Genomic DNA, 20,758 nt, shown 5'->3' with positions numbered 1-20,758 from the left:
CGCGTTCATAGGGACTTCACCTGCAGGGCGGGCGTGACACGCGCGGCACGCAGGGACGGCCACACGCCGGCCAGCAACGCGGCCACCAGCGACAGCGCCAGGGCCGCCCCGAGCATGGAAAGATCCAGATGCGCGGAGGCCGCGAAACTGACCGGCTGCTGGCGCACCATCCACAGCCCCAGCCAGGCCAGCGGCAATCCGCACAGTCCGCCGGCGACGCCGATCACGCCGGCTTCGACCAGGCATTGCGCGAACACATCGCGACGCGATGCGCCGAGCGCACGACGCACGCCGATCTCACCCGACTTGCGCAGGAACTTGGCGACCATCAGACCGATGGTGTTGAGCATGCAGATCAGGAACACGCCGAAGGCAATCCAGGTCTGCATGCGCACCATGACCGGGATCACGCGCTTGTAGTCGAGCCAGTCGAGCAAGCCGCGCAGACGCACGTTCGGCGCGCGCTCGAAGCGTCCCAGCTCGTGCTGCTGCAGGCTGTACTGTCTCAGCGCCGAACGGTAGCTGGCGACCTGCGCCGGGGAATCGAGCTGCACCCACAGCTGCGCCCAGGTGCACTGCGGCGCCTTGGGATTGTGCTGGCCCGCATTGGCGTCGTTGCCCCAGCAGCGCATGGACCCGTAGCCGTAGTCCTGCGGCAGGTCGATCCAGGTGAAGAACGGCAGGTACATGTCCGCGGCCTTGCCGTAGGGACCGTCGTCGTTGTTGATGTCGTAGAAGCGCGGTTGCGGATGCCACGGGCCGATCACGCCGATCACGCGAAAGGTCTTGGTGGCGATCACCATCTGCTTGCCGACGCTGTCGGCGCCGCCGAACAGCTTGTCGTTCAAGGCGCTCGACAGCACCACCACGCGCGCATGTTGCGCATCGTCCTGCGCCGTCCAGCCGCTGCCGTAGACGAACGGCACGTCGAACATCGAGAAAAAATCGGCGGTGGTGGCGCGGTCCGACTGCATCGCCAGCAGACTGTCGCCGCGCATGGCACGTGCGGGCAGCCAGTTGCCGTCCATCAGCACGCGCGGATAGCTGCCGGGAAGGTGGAACAGGTTCTGCGCGTCGACCCAGGTCAGGTCGTCGGGCGGCTCCGCGTCCGCGCCCGGCAGATCCTTCGGCCGCGGGTCCACCTGCGGATGGAACAGCACACCGCTGCGCTGCGGAAGCGGATCGCCGGAAAGGTTGTGCAGCACCGTCAACATCGTGATCGACGCACCGATGCCGAGCGCGATCGCCAACACCATCAGTGCCGCCAGCATCTTGTGACGCCGCAGGCTGCGCAGCGCCAAATCCATGTAGTAACCGAGCATGTCCTCACACCCCTCCCGATGCCGGATGCGGTGCGAACCGTCCGGGTGTTCCGATCTGGCGATCGCGGACGCGACCGCCTTCCCTGTTCCAGCGCAGCAGTCTCATCACACGCTCCTTGTCGCTACCACCGGCGGCACGCGCGACGCGCGCAGTGCCGGCGACAGCACGGCCAGCTGACCCAGGACCAACAGCAGCGCGGCGCCGATGGGCAGATAGCTCCACGGCAGGCGCGGCAGTTCGTAGTGATGCATCAGCCACAGGTTCACGGCATAGGCCGCGATCAGTCCCAGCAGCGTGCCGACGCCGACCAGGAGCAGGTTCTCCGCCTGCAGATAGCGCAGGATGTCGCTGCGCCGCGCGCCCAGTGCGCGGCGGATGCCGATCTGGCGGGTGCGCTGCTGCACCCAGTAGGCCGTCAGACCCATGATGCCGGCCAGGGTCACGATCAACACGATCAGACACACACCCGCCAGCAGCCACACCGAGGCGCGGTACTGGGCCAATGCCTCGTCGCGCAGCGTGCCGTACATGTCGTAGGACGGATCGATACCGCGCACCATGCCGTCGCCGAGCATGCGCTGGATGACTTTCTCGACCTGCTTGCGCACCTGCTGCGGATCGGCGTCCGGCGCGACGCGCACGCCGATCGCCGGCAACGACCAGGACGAGGGAATGCCGGGGAACAGCATCACGTTGTCCAGGTTGCGCTGCGAACCATCGCCAAAGTCGTTGCGCATCAGATGCCCGACCACGCCGACGACCGTGCGCACGGCCGGATCCTTGTCGCCCAACTGCAGCGTCTGGCCCAATGCCTTCTGGCCCGGAAACAACCTGTTCGCCAGCGATTGGGTGATGATCGCCGGTCCGTCCTGGTGCATGCCGACACCGTGGTTTTGCACGGCGTCTTCCTCGGCGGTGAAGTCGCGCCCGGCCACCAGGTGCAGGCCCAGCGTCTTCACCAGGTGATCGCCGATGTACATCGCGGTATCCGCGCGCGTGTCGCGACCGACGCCCTGCACACGCCCATTCATGCGCGCATTCAGCACCATCGGCAGCGAACCGGCCACGCTGACCGACGTCACGCCCGGCACGCCGCGCAGGGCGCGTTCGGTATCGCGCATGCGGCTGGTCTCCCACGGCTGCCCGCGCGAAACGATGTTGGACGCGATGATGAGATGATTCGGCTGACCGATGCCATCGGGCACCAGCATCGGCTTCAATCGCTGCTGCAGCAGAAACAGCGCGTTGCAGGCGATGGCGCAGGCCAGCGCGACCTGCAGCACGACCAGCAACGGCATCAAGCGGTGACGAAACAGCGGAGCGAGCAAATGGCGCACGAGGACTCCTAGGCAACCTTGATCTGCAGCGCCGGCGGCTGCCGGCACACGCGCCAGGCCGGCAGGATGCCGACCACCAGACCCACCAGCAGCGACAACGCCGCCAGCACCGCGAACGCGCCCGGACTGAAGCGGGCGGCTTCCGCATACGCCACCGGCTGCATGCGCACGACCCACAGCCCGAGCAGCGTCAACGGCAGAGCGAGCAAACCGCCCGCGACACCGAGCACGCCGGCCTCGACGAGGTGCTGCATGAACACATGACGACGCGACGCGCCGAGCGCGCGCCGGATCGCCACGTGCCCCTGGCGACGCAGAAAGCGCGCCGCCAGCAGGCCGGCCACGTTGACCATGCACAGCAACAGGAAGCCGCCCGCCAGCATCACGTTCAAGCCGACGTCGCCCGGAATCGCCTTCAGGCGATCCATCCAGGCCTGGGTCACGAACAGCTTCGCCTGCGGCGGATGCACATAGCGCCCCGCCTGATGCTGAGCCTGCGCGTAGCGGGCGAGAAAATCGCGATAGGTCGTCACGTGCGCCGGCGTGCGCAGCGACACCCAGGTTTCGATCCAGCGGCACTGCGCGACGTTGGTGGACTGGAAATTGACCACCGGCGCACCCTTGGCGCACTTGCCGGAGTTCAGCGGCCCGACGCCGTTGTCCAGCGCCGCACCGACCGGCACGAAGAAACGCATGTCCTGACCGAGCGGGCTGCCCGCGTTCTGCGTCAGCCCGAGGAACTGCGTGCGCGATTTCCACGGCGCCGTCACGCCGATGACGCGGAACGTGCCGGTGCCCATCGAGACGCTGCGTCCGACGGCGTTGCTGGTACCGAACAACCGTTCGGCCAGCTTGGCGTCGATCACCACCACCGGCGCATGCGCGGCCTGTTCGGCCTCGCTCCACGGTCGTCCGTAGCGGAACGGCACGCCGAGCGTCGTCAGTAGCGACCCGTAACCGATGATGCCGACCACGCGATCGGACTGCTTGCCGTCGGTCGTGCTCACCTGCGCCAGACTCTGTGCCTGCGCGAACTGGCCGTCGGCGCGATGCGCGTCGACCAGCGCCTTGGCGTCGCGCAGATTCAGCAGGCTCTGCGGTTTGGCGTAGGGCTCGTCATCGGCGTCGCCCTGCGTGCGCGAATCCATCGTGACCACGTACAGATGATCGCTGATGCCGGGCAGCGGCTCACCCGACAACGCGGCGAAGATCGTCGTCGCCGTCATGCACGAAGCGATGCCGATGGCCATGGTCAGCACCACCAGCAGCATCATCGACACGTTCTGACGACAGCGCCGCCATGCCAGTTCCAGGTAGTACGCAAACATCTCTAGCCCTTTCCCCTGAAGTCGTTCACACCGAGCGCGTCGCCACCACCGGCGGCACGCGCGAGGCGCGCAGCGCCGGACCGAGCACGGCCAACTGGCCGATCAGCCACAGCGCGACCGCGCCGACCGGCAGGTAGATCCACGGCAGCCGCGGCAGTTCGTAGTGCTGCATGAGGTACATGTTCAACGCCCAGGACAACGCCATGCCCAGCGCGATCCCGAGCGTGGCGATCAGGAAATTCTCGGTGTGGAAATAGCGCAGGATGTTGGCCCGGGTCGCGCCGATGGCCCGACGGATACCGATCTGCCGACGTCGCTGCCTGACCCAGAAACTGCTCAACCCCACGATGCCGAACGCCGTAACGGCCAGCATCACCAGGCACACCAGCACCAGCACCCACACCATCGATCTCGTGGCGGTGAACGCCTTGTCGCGCAGCTGCGTGAAGGTCTGGCCCCGGATCACCGTATGGGGCGCCAGCGCGTACAGTTTTGCCTCGGCCGCGCGCAACACGCGCTGACGATCTTGCGGCGCGCTGCGCACCACATACTGCGTCATCGCCGGATCCGCCCCGAGCGGGAAGAAGGTGGCGTAATACGCATAGCTCTGCCCGATCGTGGCGCTGCCGGGACGAGCGACATCAGCGACAACGCCGATGACGATAAAGTCATGCTCGCCACCGACCCACAGCTGTCGTCCCAATGCCGGTCGACCGGGCCATAGGCGCTGTGCCAGCGCCCGAGTGACGATCACGACATGCCCGCTCGGCATCATGCCGCCGCGAAGCAGGCTGCCGGCATATTCATCGTCATGGAAGAAGCGACCTTCGACGAGCCTCAGACCAAGCACCTGCGGAGCATCCCGGCCGATCATGTAGCGTGCCGCGCCGGGAGTCGCCTTGCTTTCCGCACTGGCCGACACGTTGTCGACGCCCGAGCCGTTCCCGAAAGGGATGGCGGTCACGCCCGCGGCGCCAGTGACGCCCGGAATGCTGCGCAAGGCGGCGAGATTGCGCGGGATGTCGGTGCTGGCCATCCGCGGATCGCTGCCGTCGACGCCGATGACCGTCAGATGGCTTTCATCCACGGCGTTGCGCATGCCGAGCTCGGCGGCGCGATGGCCGATGATGAACACGGCGTTGCAGAACACGGCGCACGCCAGGGCGATTTCCAGCACGATCAGCGCAACGGGAATCTTGTGCTTGCGCAGGCTGGCGAAGATCGGAGCGATATCCATGAAGGCGCCTCTCATACCGATTTCAGTTGCGGCGCAGGAACCACGGCGCAGGCACGCCATGCGGGCAGCAACCCCGCGATGAGGCTGGCAACCAGGGCCACCGCGAAGGTCGCGGCGAACATGGGCAAATCGAGGTAGGCAAGGTGCGCATAGGGCGCGGGCTGGTGCCGAATCACCAGCAGCCCGAACTCGGCGAATGCAAGGCCCAGCACGCCGCCGGCGATACCGACGATGGCCGATTCCACCATGTACTGCGCGAAGATCGTGCGGCGAATGGCGCCCATGGCGCGACGCACGCCGATCTCGCGCGAACGCCACAGGCACTTGGCCAGCAGCAGTCCCACGGTATTGACGATGCAGATCAGCAGGAACCCGAAAGCCAGATTGGTCTGCAGCCGCAAGTCGTCGGGCACCACCTTCTGACGATCGAGAAATCCCGTCAGGCTGAACAGCCAGACCTCGGGATGATGCAGCCGCCCCAGGGCGATCTGCTGCTGCACATAATGCGAAAGGAACCGCTTGTAGGCACGTGCGCCGGATACCTGCGCGAATTCCACCCACAGGTTGACCCAGGCGCACGGCGCGGTTTCCAGATGCGCCACGTTGCCCGGTGCCCAGCAACTGTAGCCGGCCGGTTTCATGCCATCGGCGCGTGCCGACTGCAAGGGCAGATACACGGCGTCGCCATCGCCATAGGCGTCCTCGCCGAAAGTCAGTGCGTAGAAGCGCGGCTGCGGCGCCCACGGCTTCAGCACGCCGAGGATGCGATAGTCGTGATCGTTGACGCGCAGCATCTTGCCGACGCTGTTGCCGCCGCCGAACAGCCGGTCGTTGAGGGCGCTGGATATGACCACGACGCGAGCCTGATTCTCCGCATCCTGTGTACTCCAGCCACCGCCGTACGCGAACGGCGCGCCGAACATGGCGAAAAACTCCGGCGTGGTCATGACGCCCTGGCCATAGAAGGAATGCGCTCCCGGCTGCGTCGGATCGATCTTGGCCTTGGTCGATGCCGTCACCGCCTGCCGACGGGCCTTGTGCGCATGCAGCAGACTCATCGCATCCGTGTAGGACATCAGATTGCCCCACCACCGCGGCATGCCGTCGGCGGGCGTCGCATTTTCGGCCGGCCACGGATTGACGACGGGCGTAAACAGACGTGCGCTGCGGGTGGGAAGCGGGTCGCCCGAGAGCAACTTCAGCACGGTCAGCATCGTGATCGAAGCACCGATCCCCAGCCCCAACGTCAACACCATCAGCGCAGTGAGCGCCCGATTGCGCCTGAAGCTGCGGACAGCCAATTGGAGATAGTAGAAAAACATCGTCCGAATCCTTGGCGTTACACCGAGCGCGTCGCCACCACCGGCGGCACGCGCGAGGCGCGCAGCGCCGGACCGAGCACGGCCAACTGGCCGATCAGCCACAGCGCGACCGCGCCGACCGGCAGGTAGATCCACGGCAGCCGCGGCAACTCGTAGTGCTGCATCAGGAACAGATTGATGCCCCAGGCCAGCGCCATGCCGAGCGCGATGCCGATGGTCGCCAGCAGGAAGTTCTCGGTCTGGAAGTAGCGCAGGATGTTGCTCTGCGTCGCGCCGAGCGCACGCCGCACGCCGATGGTGCGGCGGCGCTGCGCCACCCAGAAGCTGGCCAGGCCGACGATGCCCAACGCCGTGACCGTCAGCAGCGCGATGATCACGCCGACCAGCGTGCCGGCCATCGCGCGATCGTTGCGGAAGAAGTCCGAGCGGATTTCGTCGAAGGTCTTCTTCCCCAGAATGATCCGGTGCGGATCGAGCTCGCGCAGCTTCTTCGCCGCCGCCTCCAGCACCTGGTGACGCTGCGTCGGATCGACACGCAGCACGAAGCGGTTGGCATTGTTGCCGTTCATGCGCAGGGGGAACATCATCGACCACTGCGCCGCGTCGTCGCCGAGGAACAGCGAGGGTCGCACCAGATCCTTGACCACACCGACCACGCGCACCCCGACGTCGGCGAAATAGAGCTTCTTGCCCAACGCGCTCTCGCCCGGCCACAGCCGCTCGGCCAGCGCCTTGGTGATGATCACCGAGCTGGTCTGCTTGCGCACCAGATCGAGATCCTTCAGCACGGCGTCGTAGTCCATGTATTCGTCAGGACGGAAGTCCCGACCCGCCACCAGCTGCGAACCGAACGTCTGGATCATGTTCTCGCCCATGTACTGCGTCGCGTTGAGCGTTGGCAGCTTCTGATTCAGCGACAGCTTGATGCTGGTATTCGAGGAACTGTTGGTAAACGGCACCTGGCTGACCAGCGCCGCGTCCTTCACGCCGGGAATGCGGCGCAGCGCGGCCAGGTCCTCGGCGGTGCGTGCCTTGGCGTCCTCGGTCGGTGCGATGTTGGCCACCTGCACCATGACCAGTTGGTTTTCCGCCACGCCGCTGGGCATGTCCATGCGTTCCAGCCGCTGGCTGATCAGGAACACCGCGTTGCAGACGATGGCGCAGGTCAGCGCGATCTCCGCCACCAGCAGGAAAGCGGTGATCTTGTGCCGACGCAGGGTCGAGAGAATCGGTCCGAGTTCCATGTCAGTTGCTCTTCAGTTGCAGGGCGGGAGTGACCAGGCAGGCGCGCCAGGCCGGCAGCAGACCGGCCAGCAGCGTCGCGCCGACGGCCAACAGGAAGGTGCCGGCCAGCATTTCCAGATCGAGATGCGCGAGCTGCGCGTAGCTGGACGGCTGCAGGCGCACCAGCCACAGGCCGAGCAGCGCCAGCAGCAGACCGCCGATACCGCCGACCAGACCGACCGCGCCGGCCTCCACCAGCAACTGCGCGAACACCGTGCGACGCGACGCACCGAGCGCGCGCCGCACGCCGAGCTCGCTGGCGCGACGCAGGAACTTGGCCAGCATCAGACCGATGGTGTTGACGAGGCACACCACCAGGAAGCCCAGTGCCAGCCACATCTGCAGATGCACGTCCGAAGGCACCACCTTGTTGTAGTCCAGCCACTGCATCAGATCGCGCAGATGCACGTTGGGCTCGCGCTGGAAACGTCCCAGCGACTTCTGCTGCTGGGAATAATTGACCAGGTACTGCTTGTACGCCGCGGCCTTGGCCGGCGTGTCCAGCTCGACCCAGAACTGCAGCCAGGTGCAGTTGGCGGTCTTCATGTCGGTGTTGGCGGAATTGCTCCAGCAGTCGCGCGAACCGTTGGTCGGAAATTTCAGGTCGACCGCCGTCGTCAGCGGCATGTACAGGCCCTCGCTGTCCGAGTAGTTGCCGGTCATCAGGTCGTAGAAATGCGGCGTGGGACGCCAGGTGTCGATCACGCCGACGATGCGGAAATCCTTGCCGCCGATGTGCATGACCTTGCCGGTGCTGTCGGCGCCGCCGTACAGCTTTTCGTTGAGCTTGCGCGACAGCACGACCACGCGCGCGCTGGCGTCGTCGTCCTGCGGACTCCACGGATGGCCGTACAGGAACGGTACGTCGAATATCGGAAAGAACCCGCGGGTGGTAAAGCGCGCGTCCTCGAAGAACGGTTCGATGGACGCGTTGGACGGCTGGATGGCGCCCGCACCGCCGGTCATCAACACCTGACGGTCGGCGCGCGCGGCGTGCAGCAGGTTCATGCCGTCGATCCAGCTCACCTGCTTAGGCGGCTCCTCGTCCGGACGCATACCGTCCAGGTCGCGGGGATCGAGCTGCGGGTAGTACAGCTTGGCGCTCTTGTTCGGCATCGGATCGCCGGACAGCACGTGCAGGACCGTCAGAGTGGTCATCGACGCGCCGATGCCGAGCGCGATCGCCAGCACCATCAGCGCGGTGAGTACCTTGTTGCGCTTCAGGCTGCGCAGCGCCAGATCCAGGTAGTAGGCAAACATCATCGTTCTCCGCCGGCGTATCCGCGCAGCACGCGCGCACGCTTGGTCAAGTGGATGCGCATCGCCGAGTCCGGTCCGGGCATACGCGCGATGGCTGGCCTCGTATCCATGCTCAGACCGTGCGCGTGGCCACCACCGGCGGCACGCGCGAAGCGCGTATGGCCGGGGCCAGCACGGCCGCCTGTCCCAGCGCCAGCAGCACGATCACGCCGCTGACGATCCAGGGCCACGACAACCGCTGCATCTCGAAGGTGTTCATCAGCCACTGGTTCATGCCCACCGCCAGCAGCATGCCCAGCACCACGCCGGTGGCGCCGATCAGCAGGTTCTCGGTGAGGAAGTAGCTGAGGATGTCGCGCCGGGTCGCGCCCAGCGCGCGGCGCACGCCGATCTGCTTGCGCCGCTGACCGACCCAGAAACTGGTCAGACCGACGATGCCGGCCGCGGTGATGCCCAGCAGCACGACGCAGATCACGCCCATCAGGATCGCCATGCCGCGGTCGCTCTGGTAGGCCTCCTGACGCATCTGCGCGAAGGTCACGACGCCATCGTCATCGGGAATCACGCGCATGCGGTCGGACGCCAGCAGGGCGGCCGGCGCCGAGTGCAGTACCTTGTCGATCTGACCGTCCTTCGCACGGATGACGAAATTGGTGCCGCTCGCCATCAGCCGCCTCGGCACCAGGGTGGAACGCCCCTCCCAGTTCGCGGCCCAGCCGCCGACCCAGGGCACCTGCAGACGAGCCACGACGCCGACGATGATGCTGGGCTTGTTACCCAGATAGACGCGTTTGCCGACCGCATCTCCATCGGGGAAAAACTTGTCCGCCACCGCGCGGGTGACGATCACCTGCGGTGGATCCAATCCATCGTGCTGCATCTGGTCGACGACTTCGCTGGAACGGAAATTGCGACCCGCGACCAGTTTCAGACCCAGCGTGTCGAGGGTGTGGTCATCCGCGAAATAGATCGCCGTCTGGACACGCTCGCCCTTGCCGCCCGGCTTCAGGCCTATCCCCGTGGACCAGCCGCCGTTGCTCAACGGTGTCGAATTGGTCGCGTAGGCGTCGGCCACGCCCGGCAGACGACGCAGGGTATCCAGGTCCGTCTGCATCAGCGAACCGACATGCTTGTCGTCGACGCCGACCCACTGGTTCTGCAGGCGGATCAGATGGGCTTCGTCGATACCCGTGCTGCGGGTCAGCATGGTGATGCGCTGCTGGATGATGAACAGCGCATTGCAGACGATGGCCAGCGTGAGCGCGATCTGCACCGCGATCAGGATCGTGCCGGCCTTGTGATGACGTAGCGCGGAGAGAATGGGTTTGATCTGCATGGTCGCGTCTCCCCGATCAGTTGGATTTCAGCTGCCAGGCGGGCTGCACCCGCGCGGCGCGCCAAGTGGGATAGAACGCGGCCAGCACCGTGGCGACCACCGCCACCAGCAGCGTCAGCGCAATCAGGGACACGTCCACCCGCGCCAGTCTGGCGATGTCCGGATCGAACACCATGCCGATTCCGAGCACGCCGCCCGCCGTCAGCAACAGACCGAGCACGCCGCCGGCGACACCGACCATGGCCGCCTCGGCCAGAAACTGGCGATAGACTTCGCCGCGCGAAGCACCCAACGCCCGACGCACGCCGATTTCCGGCGCCCGACGCATGAACTTGGCCAGCAGCAATCCGATGGTGTTGACCAGGCACACCACCAGGAAGCCCATGGCGACCAGCAGCGACACCTGCGACTCCTGCGGCACCACGTGCTGGTCCGCGAGCCACTGCGTCACGTTGTACAGGCGCACGTTGGGAGCCCAGTCGAACCGCCCGGCCTGCTGCTGCTGCGCGGCGTAGGCATGCAGGTAGTTTTTGTAGCGCGCCGCCGCAGCCGCATCGGGAAGCTCGACCCAGTACGACAGCCAGATGCATTCCGAGTGCAGCCAGCCATCCCAGCCCGGCGCGACGCGGCCGTTGCAGTTGTTGTTGCCCCACGTGGGAATCTGCAGATCCACCGCACGCGTGAAGGGAATCCACACTTCGGGCGGATCGGCCGCGAAGCCGCCCGTGTTGTTCACGTCGTAGAAGCGCGGCTGCGGGTTCCATGCGCGCGTGACGCCCGCGATCCGGTAGCGGTTGCCCTCGATGTCGATGCTTCGACCCACGCTGTTGGCGCCGCCGAACAGACGCTGATTGATCTTCTCTCCGATCACCGCGACCGGCGCGTGCCGGGCATCGTCGTCGGCCGGCCAGGCCCCGCCATACTTGAACGGCACCCCGAACATCGGGAAGAAGTCGGCATAGGTCGCGTATCCGTACACGCGGAACGGCTTGGCTTTCGGATCGGCAGGGATCACCGAAAGACCCAGCGGGTACGACACCGTCTGCATCACGCCCTTGCCGTCCTTCATCAGGGCCGCGGCATCGGTGTAGTCCATGGCATTCGGAGGATCGTCACTGGTGCGCCCGTTCGCGTGTCCCCAGTTGTCGATCAGCGGCTTGTACAACTGCGCGGACTTGTCCGGAATGGGATTGCCCGACACCGCGCGGAACACCGCGTACGTGGTCATTGACGCCGCCACGCCGAAGCCGATCGCCAGCACCATCAGCGAGGTCAGCATCGGGTTGCGGCGCAGACTGCGCAGTCCCAGTCTCAGGTAGTAGGCAAGCATCGCATGAGTCCAGTGGGGAGAGGACGGCAACCGGGTCCGGGTCAGACGTGCGAAGACGCGGCGTGTTCGGCGTGGAAGCGCGGATCCTCGGCGATATCCACTTCCTGGCCGTCGATGATGTGCACGTTGCGCTGCGCGCGCGCCGCCAGCTCCGGATCGTGGGTGACCATGACGATGGTGGCGCCTTCGCGATGGATGTCTTCGAGCAGCTCCATCACGCCGCGTGCCATCTGCGTGTCCAGGTTGCCGGTCGGTTCGTCGGCGAGCAGCAGACGCGGACTGCCGGCCAGGGCTCGGGCGATGGCGACACGCTGCTGCTGGCCGCCGGACAGCTCGGCCGGATAGTGCTTCAGTCGCGAAGCGAGGCCCACGCGCTCCAGCGCGTCCATGATGCGCTGCTTGCGCTCGGCCGCCTTCATGCCGCGGTAGCGCAGCGGCACTTCCACGTTGTCGAACACGTTGAGATCGGGAATCAGGTTGAAGGCCTGGAAGATGAAGCCGATCTTCTCGTTGCGGATCTTCGAGCGGGCGTTGTCGTTGAGGCCGCTGACGTCGACGCCGTCGAGCAGGTATTCGCCGCCCGTGAAGGTCTCCAGCAGACCGGCGATGGTCAGGAAGGTGGTCTTGCCGGAACCGGACGGACCGGTGACGGCGACGAACTCGCCTTCCTTCACGTCGATGTTGAAATCGCGAAGCGCGTAGGTCTCCACGACTTCGGTGCGATAGACCTTGGACAGGTGGGTCATCTTCAGCATGGTGGATGCATCCTTCGGTGGTAGTGGTGTCACGTCCCCGCGCGCGCGGGACGCCGGAATCAGTCGCTGATCGCCACGCGCGCGGCGTTGTTGAAGTTGTCGGTGCCCGAGATCACGACCTTGTCGCCGACCTTCAGGCCTTGCAGGATTTCGACCTTGTCGATCGAACTGGCGCCGACGCGGATCGGCGTCTTCACCGCGATGCCGTCATGCACGACGTAGGCGTAGCGGCCGCCGGATTCGTCGACGAAGGAACCGCGCGCCACGGTCAGCACGTTGTCGCGCTTGTCCAGCACGATGCGCACCGACAGCCGCTGGTTCTGGCGCAGATGCTCGGGCTTGGCGCCCTCGAAGCGCACGCGCGCGGCCACCTCGCCGTTGACGACCTCGGGCGAGATCGCGCTGACCTGACCGTTCCAGGAACTGCCGTTGCCGCTGATGCGCGCCGGCATGCCGACGCCGAGATCGCGGGCGAAGCTCTCCGGCACCTTGACCTCGACCTCGAGCGCGGACAGGTCGATGACGCTGAGCAACTGGGCATCCTTGGCCACGGTGGCGCGCGGCGCCACGAACAGCTGACCGATCTGGCCGTTCACCGGCGAACGCACGTTGAGTTCGTCGACCTGACGTTCCAGGTCCTGCACCAGCAGCGCCTGACGCTCATGCGCGAGCTTCTTCGCCTTGACGTCGAAACCGAGGCTGTCGCGGTTGAGGTCGAGATCGCTCTGCGCATGCTTGAGCTTGATCTGCGCCTTCTCCAGCGCATCCTTCGCATGGTCGACGTCCGATTGCGTGAAGGCACCATTCTTGAATGCCTGCGCGTAACGGCCGTAGTCGCGGTTGGCGCTCTGTACGTCGATCTTCGCCGTCTCGACCGCCTGTTCCAGCTGACCGCGCTGCTTGCGCGCGTCGATCTTGGCGCGCTGGTAGTCCACTTCCATGGCGTCGAGGTTGGACTCTTCCTGCGCCAGCTTGTTCTTCAGTTCGGGGCTGTCGATCACCGCCAGCACCTGCCCCTGCTTCACCGTGTCGCCGGCGTGCACTTTCAGCGCCACCATGCCGGGCGAATTGGCGTACAGCGTCGGACGCACCGCGGCGACGACGCGGCCATCGGCCGCGATGTCATTGACGAACGGGCCGCGCTTGACCGTGGCGAAGGACAGCCGCGAAGCGCTCACCGAACTCGACGCCGAAAGCATGTGCTTGATGCCCGGCACCAGCAGCGCGATCACCACCACGGCGGCGATTGCGATGGCAGCCAGAACCATTCGGCGGCGTTTGGGGTGGACCTCGACCAGACGATCCTGCGCGGATGTATCTCGAATCATGTAGTTAATCCCCGGCGCGTATAGAGCGCGTTTGCCGTAATACTCAGCAAGCCCCGTGCCAATCCCCGGACAAACACATAAATGGCTGTTTATGAACGAAAAGCAATCAAACCGACCCATGCGAAACATGTGTCCGCGGACACTTCCCGGACACCGCGGGCGAGCACCGCCGGCCATGACGCATGACCGCTGCGACCCTTTTCGCATCTGGCGCATCATGTAGACGTGAACCCGAATTCGACATTCCGGCAAGACCTGCCCGACAGCCTCGTCGCCCGCTTCCGCGCCGGCGATCTGGATGCCTTCGAGCAGATTTATCGCCGCTTCGAGCGCCCCGCCTTCACGCTGGCGCTGCGCCTGACCGGTCAGCGCGAGAGCGCGCAGGAAGTGCTGCAGGACGCCATGCTCAAGGCCTTCGAGCGCGTGCAGCAGTTCCGCGGCGACGCGCCGTTCTGGGGCTGGCTGCGCCGGCTGGTCGTCAACGAGGCGCTGATGCTGCTGCGCAAGCGTGGACGCTTCGACGATGCGCCGTTCGACGAGGACGCGTTCGCCGATCACGCGCCCGGTCCGTGGCAGCACGCCGACGCACAGAATCTCGAACGCGCCCTGGCCGAGCTGCCGGATACCGCGCGCGCGGTGCTGTGGCTGTACCACGTCGAAGGCTACACGCACGTCGAGATCGCCGAGCAATTCGGACGCACCGTGAGTTTTTCCAAGTCGCAGGTCGCGCGCGGCACGCAACGCCTGCGCGAACTGCTGCACCTCGAACCGGGCTTCGCGCCCTGCCTGATCCACGCCGCAGGCAATGCATCATGAACATGTTCCCTCCCCATCCCGACGCCCATCACGATCCGGACGGCCTGCGCCAGGCGCTGTCGCGTCTGCCCGAGCATTCGCCGCAGGCAGGCACCTGGGCCACGATCCAGGCGCGCGCCGTTGCGCGTCGCCGCACGCGTCAGCGCCTGCGCCGCATGCTTCCGCTCGCCGCGGCCGCCAGCCTGCTGTTGGCGCTGGGGCTGCCGACACTGCTTGACCAAGATGCCACCCCGCCTGGCACGCAAACCGCCACGCAGCCGACGACGCTACATACCGTACAGACATCCACGCCCGCGATCCGTCACGCGACGTCCACCACCCAAACCGCGCCGGCGACGCTGGCTGCGCTGCAGAGTCGCTCCATGCGCATGGAGCAGTGGCTGTCGGAACTGCGCGCCGGCGGAGCGCCGCTGCAAGGTCCCGCGCTGGCACGCGCCGTCGATCTGCAGGACCGCATCGGTCTGGTCGACCTGCAGCTGTCCGCACCCAGCGACGCCGCCGCGCGCAAGACGCTGTGGCAGCAGCGCGTGAACCTGCTGCAGGACCTGGCAATGCTGCGCGTCAGCCAGTCGCCGGTTTCCGATCAACACGCCATGGCCGAAAGCCGCGGCGCCGCCCTTCAACTGTGAACCCGAGGAGACACCTCATGTACCGACGCATCCTCTGCTCCGCCACGCTGGCGCTGGCCGCGTTCGCGGTCCAGGCCGCGCCGCCGCCGGCCAAGGCACCCGTCGCCGACGCCAGCGACCAGGCCCAGCTGCAGGCCGAATTCCGCCAGCTGCAGTCGCAGATGAACGAACTCGGCGAGCGCATGGGCAAGCTGGCCGTGCGCATGCACGCCGACGACGATCCCAAGGTCTTCGCCTACCGCTTCATGGCCGATCCCGACCGCGGCATGCTGGGTCTGGTGATGATGCCCACGGCCAAGGGCCTGAAGATCGCGGCGGTCACGCCGGGTTCGTCGGCCGAGAAAGCCGGCGTGAAGGCCGGCGACCTGATCGTCGCCGTCGACGGCAAACCGACGGCCACCTCGAACGGCGCAGTGGTCGACGCCTCGCACACCGCCATGCTGCAGGACCTGAAGATCGGCCAGAAGGTCACGCTGAAGCTGGATCGCGACGGCCGCACCCGCACCGTGCATGTCACCGCGCAGCGTCACGACGGTCCGGACTGGCAGCGCGCGCTGGCCATGAACGACATGCGCTGGCACGACAAGGGACCGGGCAACGTCGACGTCGAGCGCATCATCGTCAACGCCCGCGACAAGATCGGCAAGCTGCGCACGCACCGCATGATGTTCTTCGGCACGCCGTTCTGGGGCCTGAACCTGACCTCGATGAACAAGGACCTCGGCCGCTACTTCGGCACCGAGAAGGGTGCGCTGGTGCTGTCGACCGACGCCGACCGCTACCCCGGACTGAAGGCCGGCGACGTCATCACTCGCGTCGACGGTCGCGACATCGACGATCCCGAGGACGTGATGCGCGCCGTGCACGAGCACAAGGGCGACAGCTTGCTGAAGCTCGCGGTGCGTCGTCACAACCGCATGGTCGACGTGAGCATGAAGGCGCCGTCGATCGACGCCATTCTGCCGCCGCTGCCGCCCGCACCGCCGGTGCCGCCGAAGGCGCCGCCGGTTCCGCCAGCACCGCCGCCGAGCACCATGCCGTCCCCGCCGCCGGTGCCTCCGGCACCGCCCGTGCCGTCGGATGACTGATCGTCCCCGCGATGAGGCCGCCTTCGGGCGGTCTCATCGCATGTCGGGCTCGCTTCGGCAGGAACGCGGGACACCCAGATGCCATTGCCGCGCGCGTTCGAGCGCGCGCTCGCGTCCGAGCCGGGACACCGGCGCATCGTCCATGCCCAGCCAGAGCTGATCGGCCCACACGTGCAGGTGGAACTGCACGATCGCGACCCGTCCATGCGAACCGCCGCGCAGTCCCCGAAGCCACGCCGCGCGCTGCGCGCATCCGCGCAGCTCGGCATGCGCGACCGTCTCGGATAGATGCCGCTGCAGGCGATCCCATGCGCAGTAGTCGCTGTCGGGCAGCAGCACGATGCGCATCCAGGCAACACCGTCGACATCCGAACATTCGAGCCATTCGCAGGGACCGTCGCTATCCAGATGCACGCGACCCTGCACCCGCCGCGTGCCCGGCAGCGCCGCCAGCCAGGGGTGCGTCGGCCACAGCCGGCACGGTGACGATGTCGGCGCCCGCTTCGGCCGCTCGACGACATGGCACAGCACCGCACCCAGACTCGGCAGCGCCGCCAGGGGCGCCCCGTAGTCGATGCGTCCCTGCCTCGGCCGCGTGCATGGAAACAGCGGATGGCTCGACTCCATCATCGATGGCGCGTCGGAGCCGACACGGGCGGCGGAATCATGATCGTCAAAGACAGGCATGCGCGCTCCGGCGTGCGGATGAATCGCAGGCTGGCGCGGCATGGGGAGGTGCCTGGCTGGCGGCGAACGTATCGGCGTCGCCTGTCGTCGGTCGACGGGCGACGTCTTGGATTACTTGGTCAGGATCAACTTGTCGTTTCGCGTCACGCGCAGGTGGTATTCGCTGCCGTGATGCTCGATGACCAGCTCGCGTGCGCCGTCGAGCAGGCGGCCGCTGGCCACCCGCTGCACGGCTGAGGTTTTCACGGCGCGCACCGCATGTGGCGTGGCCGAGGGTTGAATGGGCTTGTGCGACAACACGGGCGTTCTCCGTTGAGCGTTCGCCTCAAATGATAACGATTCTCATTTGATGGTCAAGCCCATCGTGCCTCAACCTCGCAAGATCGCCTCCACGCGCTGCATCACGGAAGCCTCCAGACGCTCGACCAGCGCCATCGCTTCGAGGTTTTCCTTCAGTTGCGCGGGCTTGCTGGCCCCGAGCATCACGGTCGAGACGTGCGGGTTCTTCAGGCACCAGGCCAGCGCGAACTGCGCCGGCGGCATGCCCAGCTCCTGCGCGAGATCGGCCACGGCATTGGCCTTCTGCAGACGCTGCGGATCTTCCATCACCGCCTCGCGCAGCCACTCGTAACCCGGCAGATTCAGACGCGAATCGTCCGGCACGCCATCGCGGTATTTGCCGGTCAGCAGACCCGACGCCAGCGGCGACCAGATCGTCGTGCCCATGCCGAAGTCCTTGTACAGCGACGCGTATTCGTCCTCGACGCGCTCGCGATGCAGAAGGTTGTACTGCGGCTGCTCCATGCTCGGCGCGTGCAGGTGGTGCGCGCGGGCGATCTCGTGCGCCTGGCGGATGCGCTCGGCCGGCCACTCCGACGTACCCCAGTACAGCACCTTGCCCTGGCGGATCAGGGTGTCCATGGCGAACACGGTTTCCTCGACCGGCGTGTCCTCGTCGGGGCGGTGGCAGAAGTACAGGTCCAGGTAATCGACCTTGAGGCGCTTCAGCGCCTGGTCGCAGGCCTCGCGCACGTGCTTGCGCGAGAGGCCGCGCTGGGTCGGCGCCGGGTGTTCGACCGCACCGAAGTAGACCTTGCTCGACACGCAGTAGCTGTCGCGCGGCCAGTCCAGATCCTTCAGCGCCTTGCCCATCACGCGTTCGGCGTCGCCGGCGGCGTAGGTTTCGGCGTTGTCGAAGAAGTTGACGCCGTGGTCGCGCGCCATCGCCAGCAGTTCGACCGCCTGCTTGCGGCCGACCTGACGACCGAACGTGACCCAGGCGCCGTAGGACAGCGCGGAAAGTTTCAGGCCGGTACGGCCCAGGCGACGGTATTCCATGACATCGACCTCGAAGAGTGAAACCGGGCCTCAGTATGCGCCCGACCGGCGGAATCTTCGGTGAAGTAGGCATTTGCAAGCCCCGCTCGGGTGCATTAGGCTTGCGCCCGCTCCATCGGGGAGTAGCCGACCGGCGACGACATGCGTCGGGGCGCGCGTCAACACACTTGATCGACCGATCATGGCGCGCGCGATGCGGAGCCCATCCGCTTCCGGCAAGACCGCTGGTTCTCACGCAACGACCCGACCGGGGCGCGGCGTGCGAATCATCGCGTCCTTCGTCCCCGGTCCCAGGAGTCTGCATGCAAACTTTCCTCATCGCCGCCGCCACCGTCGCGTTGGCCGAAGTCGGCGACAAGACCCAATTGCTCTCGCTGATCCTCGCGGCGCGCTACCGCAAGCCGTGGCCGATCTGCATCGGCATTCTGATCGCCACCCTCGTCAATCATGCCCTGGCCGGCTTCGTCGGCGAACTGCTCGCGCGCTGGCTGACGCCGCAGGTGCTGCACTGGGTGGTGGTCGCCTCGCTGCTGGCGATGGCCGTGTGGATCCTGATCCCCGACCGCATGGAAGAAGACGAAGGCAAGGACAAGCCGCGCCACGGCGTGATGGTGGCGACGATCATCGCCTTCTTCCTGGCCGAGATGGGCGACAAGACGCAGATCGCCACCGTGGTGCTGGCGGCGCAGTATCACCCGCTGTGGCAGGTCGTGGCCGGCACCACCGTGGGCATGCTGCTGGCCAACGTACCGGTGGTGTGGCTGGGCTCGCGTTTCGCCAACCGGCTGCCGCTGCGCGCCACGCGTCTGGCATCGGCCGTGCTGTTCGCGGGTCTGGCGATCTGGACGCTGTGGAGCGGCGCGAAGGTATAACGCGCTGGCGTCAGTGCAGGAAATACAGGATAGCGGCCAGCACGATGGCCGCGAACGCGCCGGCCACCACGTCATCCAGCATCACGCCGATGCCGCCCTTCACGCGGGCGTCGAGCCAGCGGATCGGCCACGGCTTGAGCACGTCGAAGAAGCGGAACAGGGCGAAGCCGGCGAGCACCGCCCACCACGGCGCGGCCAGCGCCGGCAGCAGCGCGATCCATTGGCCGATCACTTCGTCCCAGACCAGGGCGCGGTGATCGGACACGCCGATGCGCCGCCCGCTCTCGCCACATGCCCACAGGCCGATGGCAAAGCCGACGATCAGCACCAGCCCCCAGGCCGGCGCGCCGATGTCGCGCATGAACCACCACGGCACGATCGCCAGCGCCGAACCGACGGTGCCCTGCGCGACCGGCGCGAGGCCCGCGCCGAAGAACAGCGCCAGCCAGCCGGCCGGATGCGTGAGCAACGCCGTGCGCTGCGTCGATGTGAGCGAAGTGCGAGCGGTCATGTGCGGAAATGATCCCATCCGGAGGCCGATGCGGTCACGCGGCGCCCGTCCGCGTCGTGTAGTGCCACGCCTTCCTCGGCGACGATGCGGCCGATGCGGGCCGCGCCGCAGCCCTGCCGCGCAAGGTCGGCGACGATGCGGGCGGCGTGTTCGGGCGCGGCGGTGAAACACAGTTCGTAGTCGTCGCCGCCGGTCAGCGCGAAGTCGCGCGCGTTGTCGGCGAACAGGGTGAGCAACGCCGAGGACAGCGGCAAGGCGTCGACATCGAGCGAAGCACCCACGCCGCTCGCCTTGCACAGATGACCGAGGTCGGCGAGCAGGCCGTCGGACACGTCGATGCAGGCGCTCGCGACCTCGCGCAGCCATTGCCCCGCGGCCACGCGCGGCGACGGACGATTGAGCCGCTCGATCAGCGCCTTGCGACTGTCGACCGCGCTTGTCAGCAGGCGATCGGCATCGTCGCGCTGGCGATCCAGACAGGCCAGCCCCGCCGCGGCATCGCCCAGCGTGCCGGTGACGAAGATCGCATCGCCCGGCTTCGCGCCGCTGCGTCGCAGCGCCTGCTCCTCATGCACGAAACCATGCACGGTGACGCTGACGGCCAGCGTTCCACGCGTGGTGTCGCCGCCGACCAGCGCCAGACGATGCGGCTCGGCCAGCGCCATGAAACCGTCCAGAAACCCCTCGACAAAGCGGCGATCCGCGCGCGGCAGACTCAACGACAGCAGCGCCCAGGCCGGCGTCGCGCCCATCGCCGCGAGATCGGAAAGATTGACCGCCAGCGCTTTCCAGCCGATGTCGGCCGGCGCGGTGCCGAGCGGAAAATGCACGCCTTCGAGCAGCGTGTCGACGGCCACCGCCAACGCATGGCCGGGCGGCGGACGCAGCAGCGCGGCGTCGTCGCCGATACCCAGCAGCACGTCCTCGCGCCGCGTCGCGCTGCGCGCGCGAATGGCCTCGATCAGATCGAATTCCAT

Annotated in this window: 20 protein-coding genes and 1 riboswitch; of the genes, 4 read left to right on the top strand and 16 right to left on the bottom strand. The window is 66.7% G+C overall.

The window, feature by feature from the left end:
- Positions 1 to 5: 5 nt before the first annotated feature.
- The 11 genes from LF63_RS03875 to LF63_RS03825 all read right to left on the bottom strand — a co-directional run bounded on the left by LF63_RS03875 (position 6) and on the right by LF63_RS03825 (position 13,840).
- Positions 6 to 1,322: an ABC transporter permease gene (locus LF63_RS03875; RefSeq protein ID WP_043099769.1), complete on the bottom strand. Its 1,317-nt coding sequence runs from the start codon at positions 1,320 to 1,322 to the stop codon at positions 6 to 8.
- A 105-nt stretch (positions 1,323 to 1,427) separates the two neighbouring features.
- Entirely contained in the window at positions 1,428 to 2,660 is a 1,233-nt protein-coding gene (locus tag LF63_RS03870) for an ABC transporter permease (RefSeq protein WP_043099767.1), read from the bottom strand.
- An 8-nt stretch (positions 2,661 to 2,668) separates the two neighbouring features.
- A complete protein-coding gene (locus LF63_RS03865) occupies positions 2,669 to 3,988 on the bottom strand; it encodes an ABC transporter permease (protein ID WP_043099765.1) in 1,320 nt (439 codons plus the stop codon).
- A 25-nt stretch (positions 3,989 to 4,013) separates the two neighbouring features.
- Positions 4,014 to 5,225, bottom strand: a complete 1,212-nt coding sequence (locus LF63_RS03860) for an ABC transporter permease (RefSeq protein WP_043099763.1) — start codon at positions 5,223 to 5,225, stop codon at positions 4,014 to 4,016.
- A gap of 11 nt (positions 5,226 to 5,236) precedes the next feature.
- On the bottom strand, positions 5,237 to 6,547 hold the full coding sequence (locus LF63_RS03855; protein ID WP_043098757.1) for an ABC transporter permease: 1,311 nt from the start codon (positions 6,545 to 6,547) through the stop codon (positions 5,237 to 5,239).
- A gap of 17 nt (positions 6,548 to 6,564) precedes the next feature.
- Positions 6,565 to 7,791 carry an ABC transporter permease gene (locus tag LF63_RS03850; protein ID WP_043099762.1) on the bottom strand — a complete coding sequence of 409 codons (1,227 nt, stop codon included), beginning with the start codon at positions 7,789 to 7,791 and terminating at the stop codon, positions 6,565 to 6,567.
- Position 7,792: 1 nt separating this feature from the next.
- The gene (locus LF63_RS03845) at positions 7,793 to 9,091 is read right to left on the bottom strand and encodes an ABC transporter permease (protein WP_043099761.1); all 1,299 of its coding nucleotides are present in this window, start codon (positions 9,089 to 9,091) and stop codon (positions 7,793 to 7,795) included.
- A 112-nt stretch (positions 9,092 to 9,203) separates the two neighbouring features.
- Entirely contained in the window at positions 9,204 to 10,427 is a 1,224-nt protein-coding gene (locus LF63_RS03840) for an ABC transporter permease (protein WP_043099759.1), read from the bottom strand.
- 16 nt (positions 10,428 to 10,443) lie between these two features.
- Positions 10,444 to 11,757: an ABC transporter permease gene (locus tag LF63_RS03835; RefSeq protein ID WP_043099757.1), complete on the bottom strand. Its 1,314-nt coding sequence runs from the start codon at positions 11,755 to 11,757 to the stop codon at positions 10,444 to 10,446.
- A gap of 41 nt (positions 11,758 to 11,798) precedes the next feature.
- On the bottom strand, positions 11,799 to 12,512 hold the full coding sequence (locus LF63_RS03830) for an ABC transporter ATP-binding protein (RefSeq protein WP_043099756.1): 714 nt from the start codon (positions 12,510 to 12,512) through the stop codon (positions 11,799 to 11,801).
- A 59-nt stretch (positions 12,513 to 12,571) separates the two neighbouring features.
- Positions 12,572 to 13,840 (bottom strand): efflux RND transporter periplasmic adaptor subunit, encoded by a 1,269-nt coding sequence (locus LF63_RS03825; RefSeq protein ID WP_043099754.1) that lies wholly within the window; start codon positions 13,838 to 13,840, stop codon positions 12,572 to 12,574.
- A 225-nt stretch (positions 13,841 to 14,065) separates the two neighbouring features.
- Here LF63_RS03825 and LF63_RS03820 point away from each other — a divergent pair, with 225 nt between their 5' ends.
- The 3 genes from LF63_RS03820 to LF63_RS03810 are packed head-to-tail and all read left to right on the top strand — an operon-like array spanning position 14,066 to position 16,373.
- A complete protein-coding gene (locus LF63_RS03820; RefSeq protein WP_052394654.1) occupies positions 14,066 to 14,656 on the top strand; it encodes an RNA polymerase sigma factor in 591 nt (196 codons plus the stop codon).
- Positions 14,653 to 15,285, top strand: coding sequence for a hypothetical protein (locus LF63_RS03815; RefSeq protein WP_043099752.1), 633 nt, complete (start codon positions 14,653 to 14,655; stop codon positions 15,283 to 15,285). Before LF63_RS03820 ends, LF63_RS03815 begins: the two co-directional genes overlap by 4 nt.
- Before the next feature lie 17 nt (positions 15,286 to 15,302).
- On the top strand, positions 15,303 to 16,373 hold the full coding sequence (locus LF63_RS03810) for a PDZ domain-containing protein (RefSeq protein WP_043099750.1): 1,071 nt from the start codon (positions 15,303 to 15,305) through the stop codon (positions 16,371 to 16,373).
- Between the two features lie 33 nt (positions 16,374 to 16,406).
- Here the strand turns inward: LF63_RS03810 and LF63_RS15725 are convergent, their stop codons facing one another.
- From LF63_RS15725 to LF63_RS03795, 3 genes are all read right to left on the bottom strand, one after another.
- Entirely contained in the window at positions 16,407 to 17,060 is a 654-nt protein-coding gene (locus LF63_RS15725) for a hypothetical protein (RefSeq protein ID WP_152569242.1), read from the bottom strand.
- Positions 17,061 to 17,171: 111 nt separating this feature from the next.
- The gene (gene hemP / locus LF63_RS03800; protein WP_235205349.1) at positions 17,172 to 17,315 is read right to left on the bottom strand and encodes a hemin uptake protein HemP; all 144 of its coding nucleotides are present in this window, start codon (positions 17,313 to 17,315) and stop codon (positions 17,172 to 17,174) included.
- 114 nt (positions 17,316 to 17,429) lie between these two features.
- Positions 17,430 to 18,398, bottom strand: coding sequence for a potassium channel beta subunit family protein (locus LF63_RS03795; protein ID WP_043099744.1), 969 nt, complete (start codon positions 18,396 to 18,398; stop codon positions 17,430 to 17,432).
- A gap of 105 nt (positions 18,399 to 18,503) precedes the next feature.
- A riboswitch (yybP-ykoY riboswitch) is annotated at positions 18,504 to 18,612 on the top strand.
- Positions 18,613 to 18,700: 88 nt separating this feature from the next.
- Between LF63_RS03795 and LF63_RS03790 the strand changes: the two genes are divergently transcribed.
- Positions 18,701 to 19,270: a TMEM165/GDT1 family protein gene (locus tag LF63_RS03790; RefSeq protein WP_043099742.1), complete on the top strand. Its 570-nt coding sequence runs from the start codon at positions 18,701 to 18,703 to the stop codon at positions 19,268 to 19,270.
- 10 nt (positions 19,271 to 19,280) lie between these two features.
- On the opposite strand, the gene LF63_RS03785 is transcribed toward LF63_RS03790, so the two are convergent.
- Positions 19,281 to 19,781 carry a phosphatidylglycerophosphatase A family protein gene (locus LF63_RS03785; protein WP_043099740.1) on the bottom strand — a complete coding sequence of 167 codons (501 nt, stop codon included), beginning with the start codon at positions 19,779 to 19,781 and terminating at the stop codon, positions 19,281 to 19,283.
- Positions 19,778 to 20,758, bottom strand: a complete 981-nt coding sequence (thiL, locus tag LF63_RS03780) for a thiamine-phosphate kinase (RefSeq protein WP_043099738.1) — start codon at positions 20,756 to 20,758, stop codon at positions 19,778 to 19,780. The genes LF63_RS03785 and thiL overlap by 4 nt, the downstream gene beginning before the upstream one ends.

The sequence above is a fragment of the Oleiagrimonas soli genome (genome assembly GCF_000761445.1).
GTDB classification, from domain to species: Bacteria; Pseudomonadota; Gammaproteobacteria; order Xanthomonadales; family Rhodanobacteraceae; genus Oleiagrimonas; species Oleiagrimonas soli.
Note: the sequence above shows the minus strand (reverse complement) of the source record. Positions and strands in the feature narration are given on the sequence as shown.

What these genes read in the sequence shown, in the direction of transcription:
- LF63_RS03875 (WP_043099769.1), bottom strand. Translation starts at nt 1,322, where the DNA reads ATGCTCGGTTACTACATGGATTTGGCGCTGCGCAGCCTGCGGCGTCAC.
- LF63_RS03865 (WP_043099765.1), bottom strand. Translation starts at nt 3,988, where the DNA reads ATGTTTGCGTACTACCTGGAACTGGCATGGCGGCGCTGTCGTCAGAAC.
- LF63_RS03860 (WP_043099763.1), bottom strand. Translation starts at nt 5,225, where the DNA reads ATGGATATCGCTCCGATCTTCGCCAGCCTGCGCAAGCACAAGATTCCC.
- LF63_RS03855 (WP_043098757.1), bottom strand. Translation starts at nt 6,547, where the DNA reads ATGTTTTTCTACTATCTCCAATTGGCTGTCCGCAGCTTCAGGCGCAAT.
- LF63_RS03850 (WP_043099762.1), bottom strand. Translation starts at nt 7,791, where the DNA reads ATGGAACTCGGACCGATTCTCTCGACCCTGCGTCGGCACAAGATCACC.
- LF63_RS03845 (WP_043099761.1), bottom strand. Translation starts at nt 9,091, where the DNA reads ATGTTTGCCTACTACCTGGATCTGGCGCTGCGCAGCCTGAAGCGCAAC.
- LF63_RS03840 (WP_043099759.1), bottom strand. Translation starts at nt 10,427, where the DNA reads ATGCAGATCAAACCCATTCTCTCCGCGCTACGTCATCACAAGGCCGGC.
- LF63_RS03835 (WP_043099757.1), bottom strand. Translation starts at nt 11,757, where the DNA reads ATGCTTGCCTACTACCTGAGACTGGGACTGCGCAGTCTGCGCCGCAAC.
- LF63_RS03830 (WP_043099756.1), bottom strand. Translation starts at nt 12,512, where the DNA reads ATGCTGAAGATGACCCACCTGTCCAAGGTCTATCGCACCGAAGTCGTG.
- LF63_RS03825 (WP_043099754.1), bottom strand. Translation starts at nt 13,840, where the DNA reads ATGATTCGAGATACATCCGCGCAGGATCGTCTGGTCGAGGTCCACCCC.
- LF63_RS03815 (WP_043099752.1), top strand. Translation starts at nt 14,653, where the DNA reads ATGAACATGTTCCCTCCCCATCCCGACGCCCATCACGATCCGGACGGC.
- LF63_RS03810 (WP_043099750.1), top strand. Translation starts at nt 15,303, where the DNA reads ATGTACCGACGCATCCTCTGCTCCGCCACGCTGGCGCTGGCCGCGTTC.
- LF63_RS15725 (WP_152569242.1), bottom strand. Translation starts at nt 17,060, where the DNA reads ATGCCTGTCTTTGACGATCATGATTCCGCCGCCCGTGTCGGCTCCGAC.
- LF63_RS03795 (WP_043099744.1), bottom strand. Translation starts at nt 18,398, where the DNA reads ATGGAATACCGTCGCCTGGGCCGTACCGGCCTGAAACTTTCCGCGCTG.
- LF63_RS03790 (WP_043099742.1), top strand. Translation starts at nt 18,701, where the DNA reads ATGCAAACTTTCCTCATCGCCGCCGCCACCGTCGCGTTGGCCGAAGTC.
- LF63_RS03785 (WP_043099740.1), bottom strand. Translation starts at nt 19,781, where the DNA reads ATGACCGCTCGCACTTCGCTCACATCGACGCAGCGCACGGCGTTGCTC.
- thiL (WP_043099738.1), bottom strand. Translation starts at nt 20,758, where the DNA reads ATGGAATTCGATCTGATCGAGGCCATTCGCGCGCGCAGCGCGACGCGG.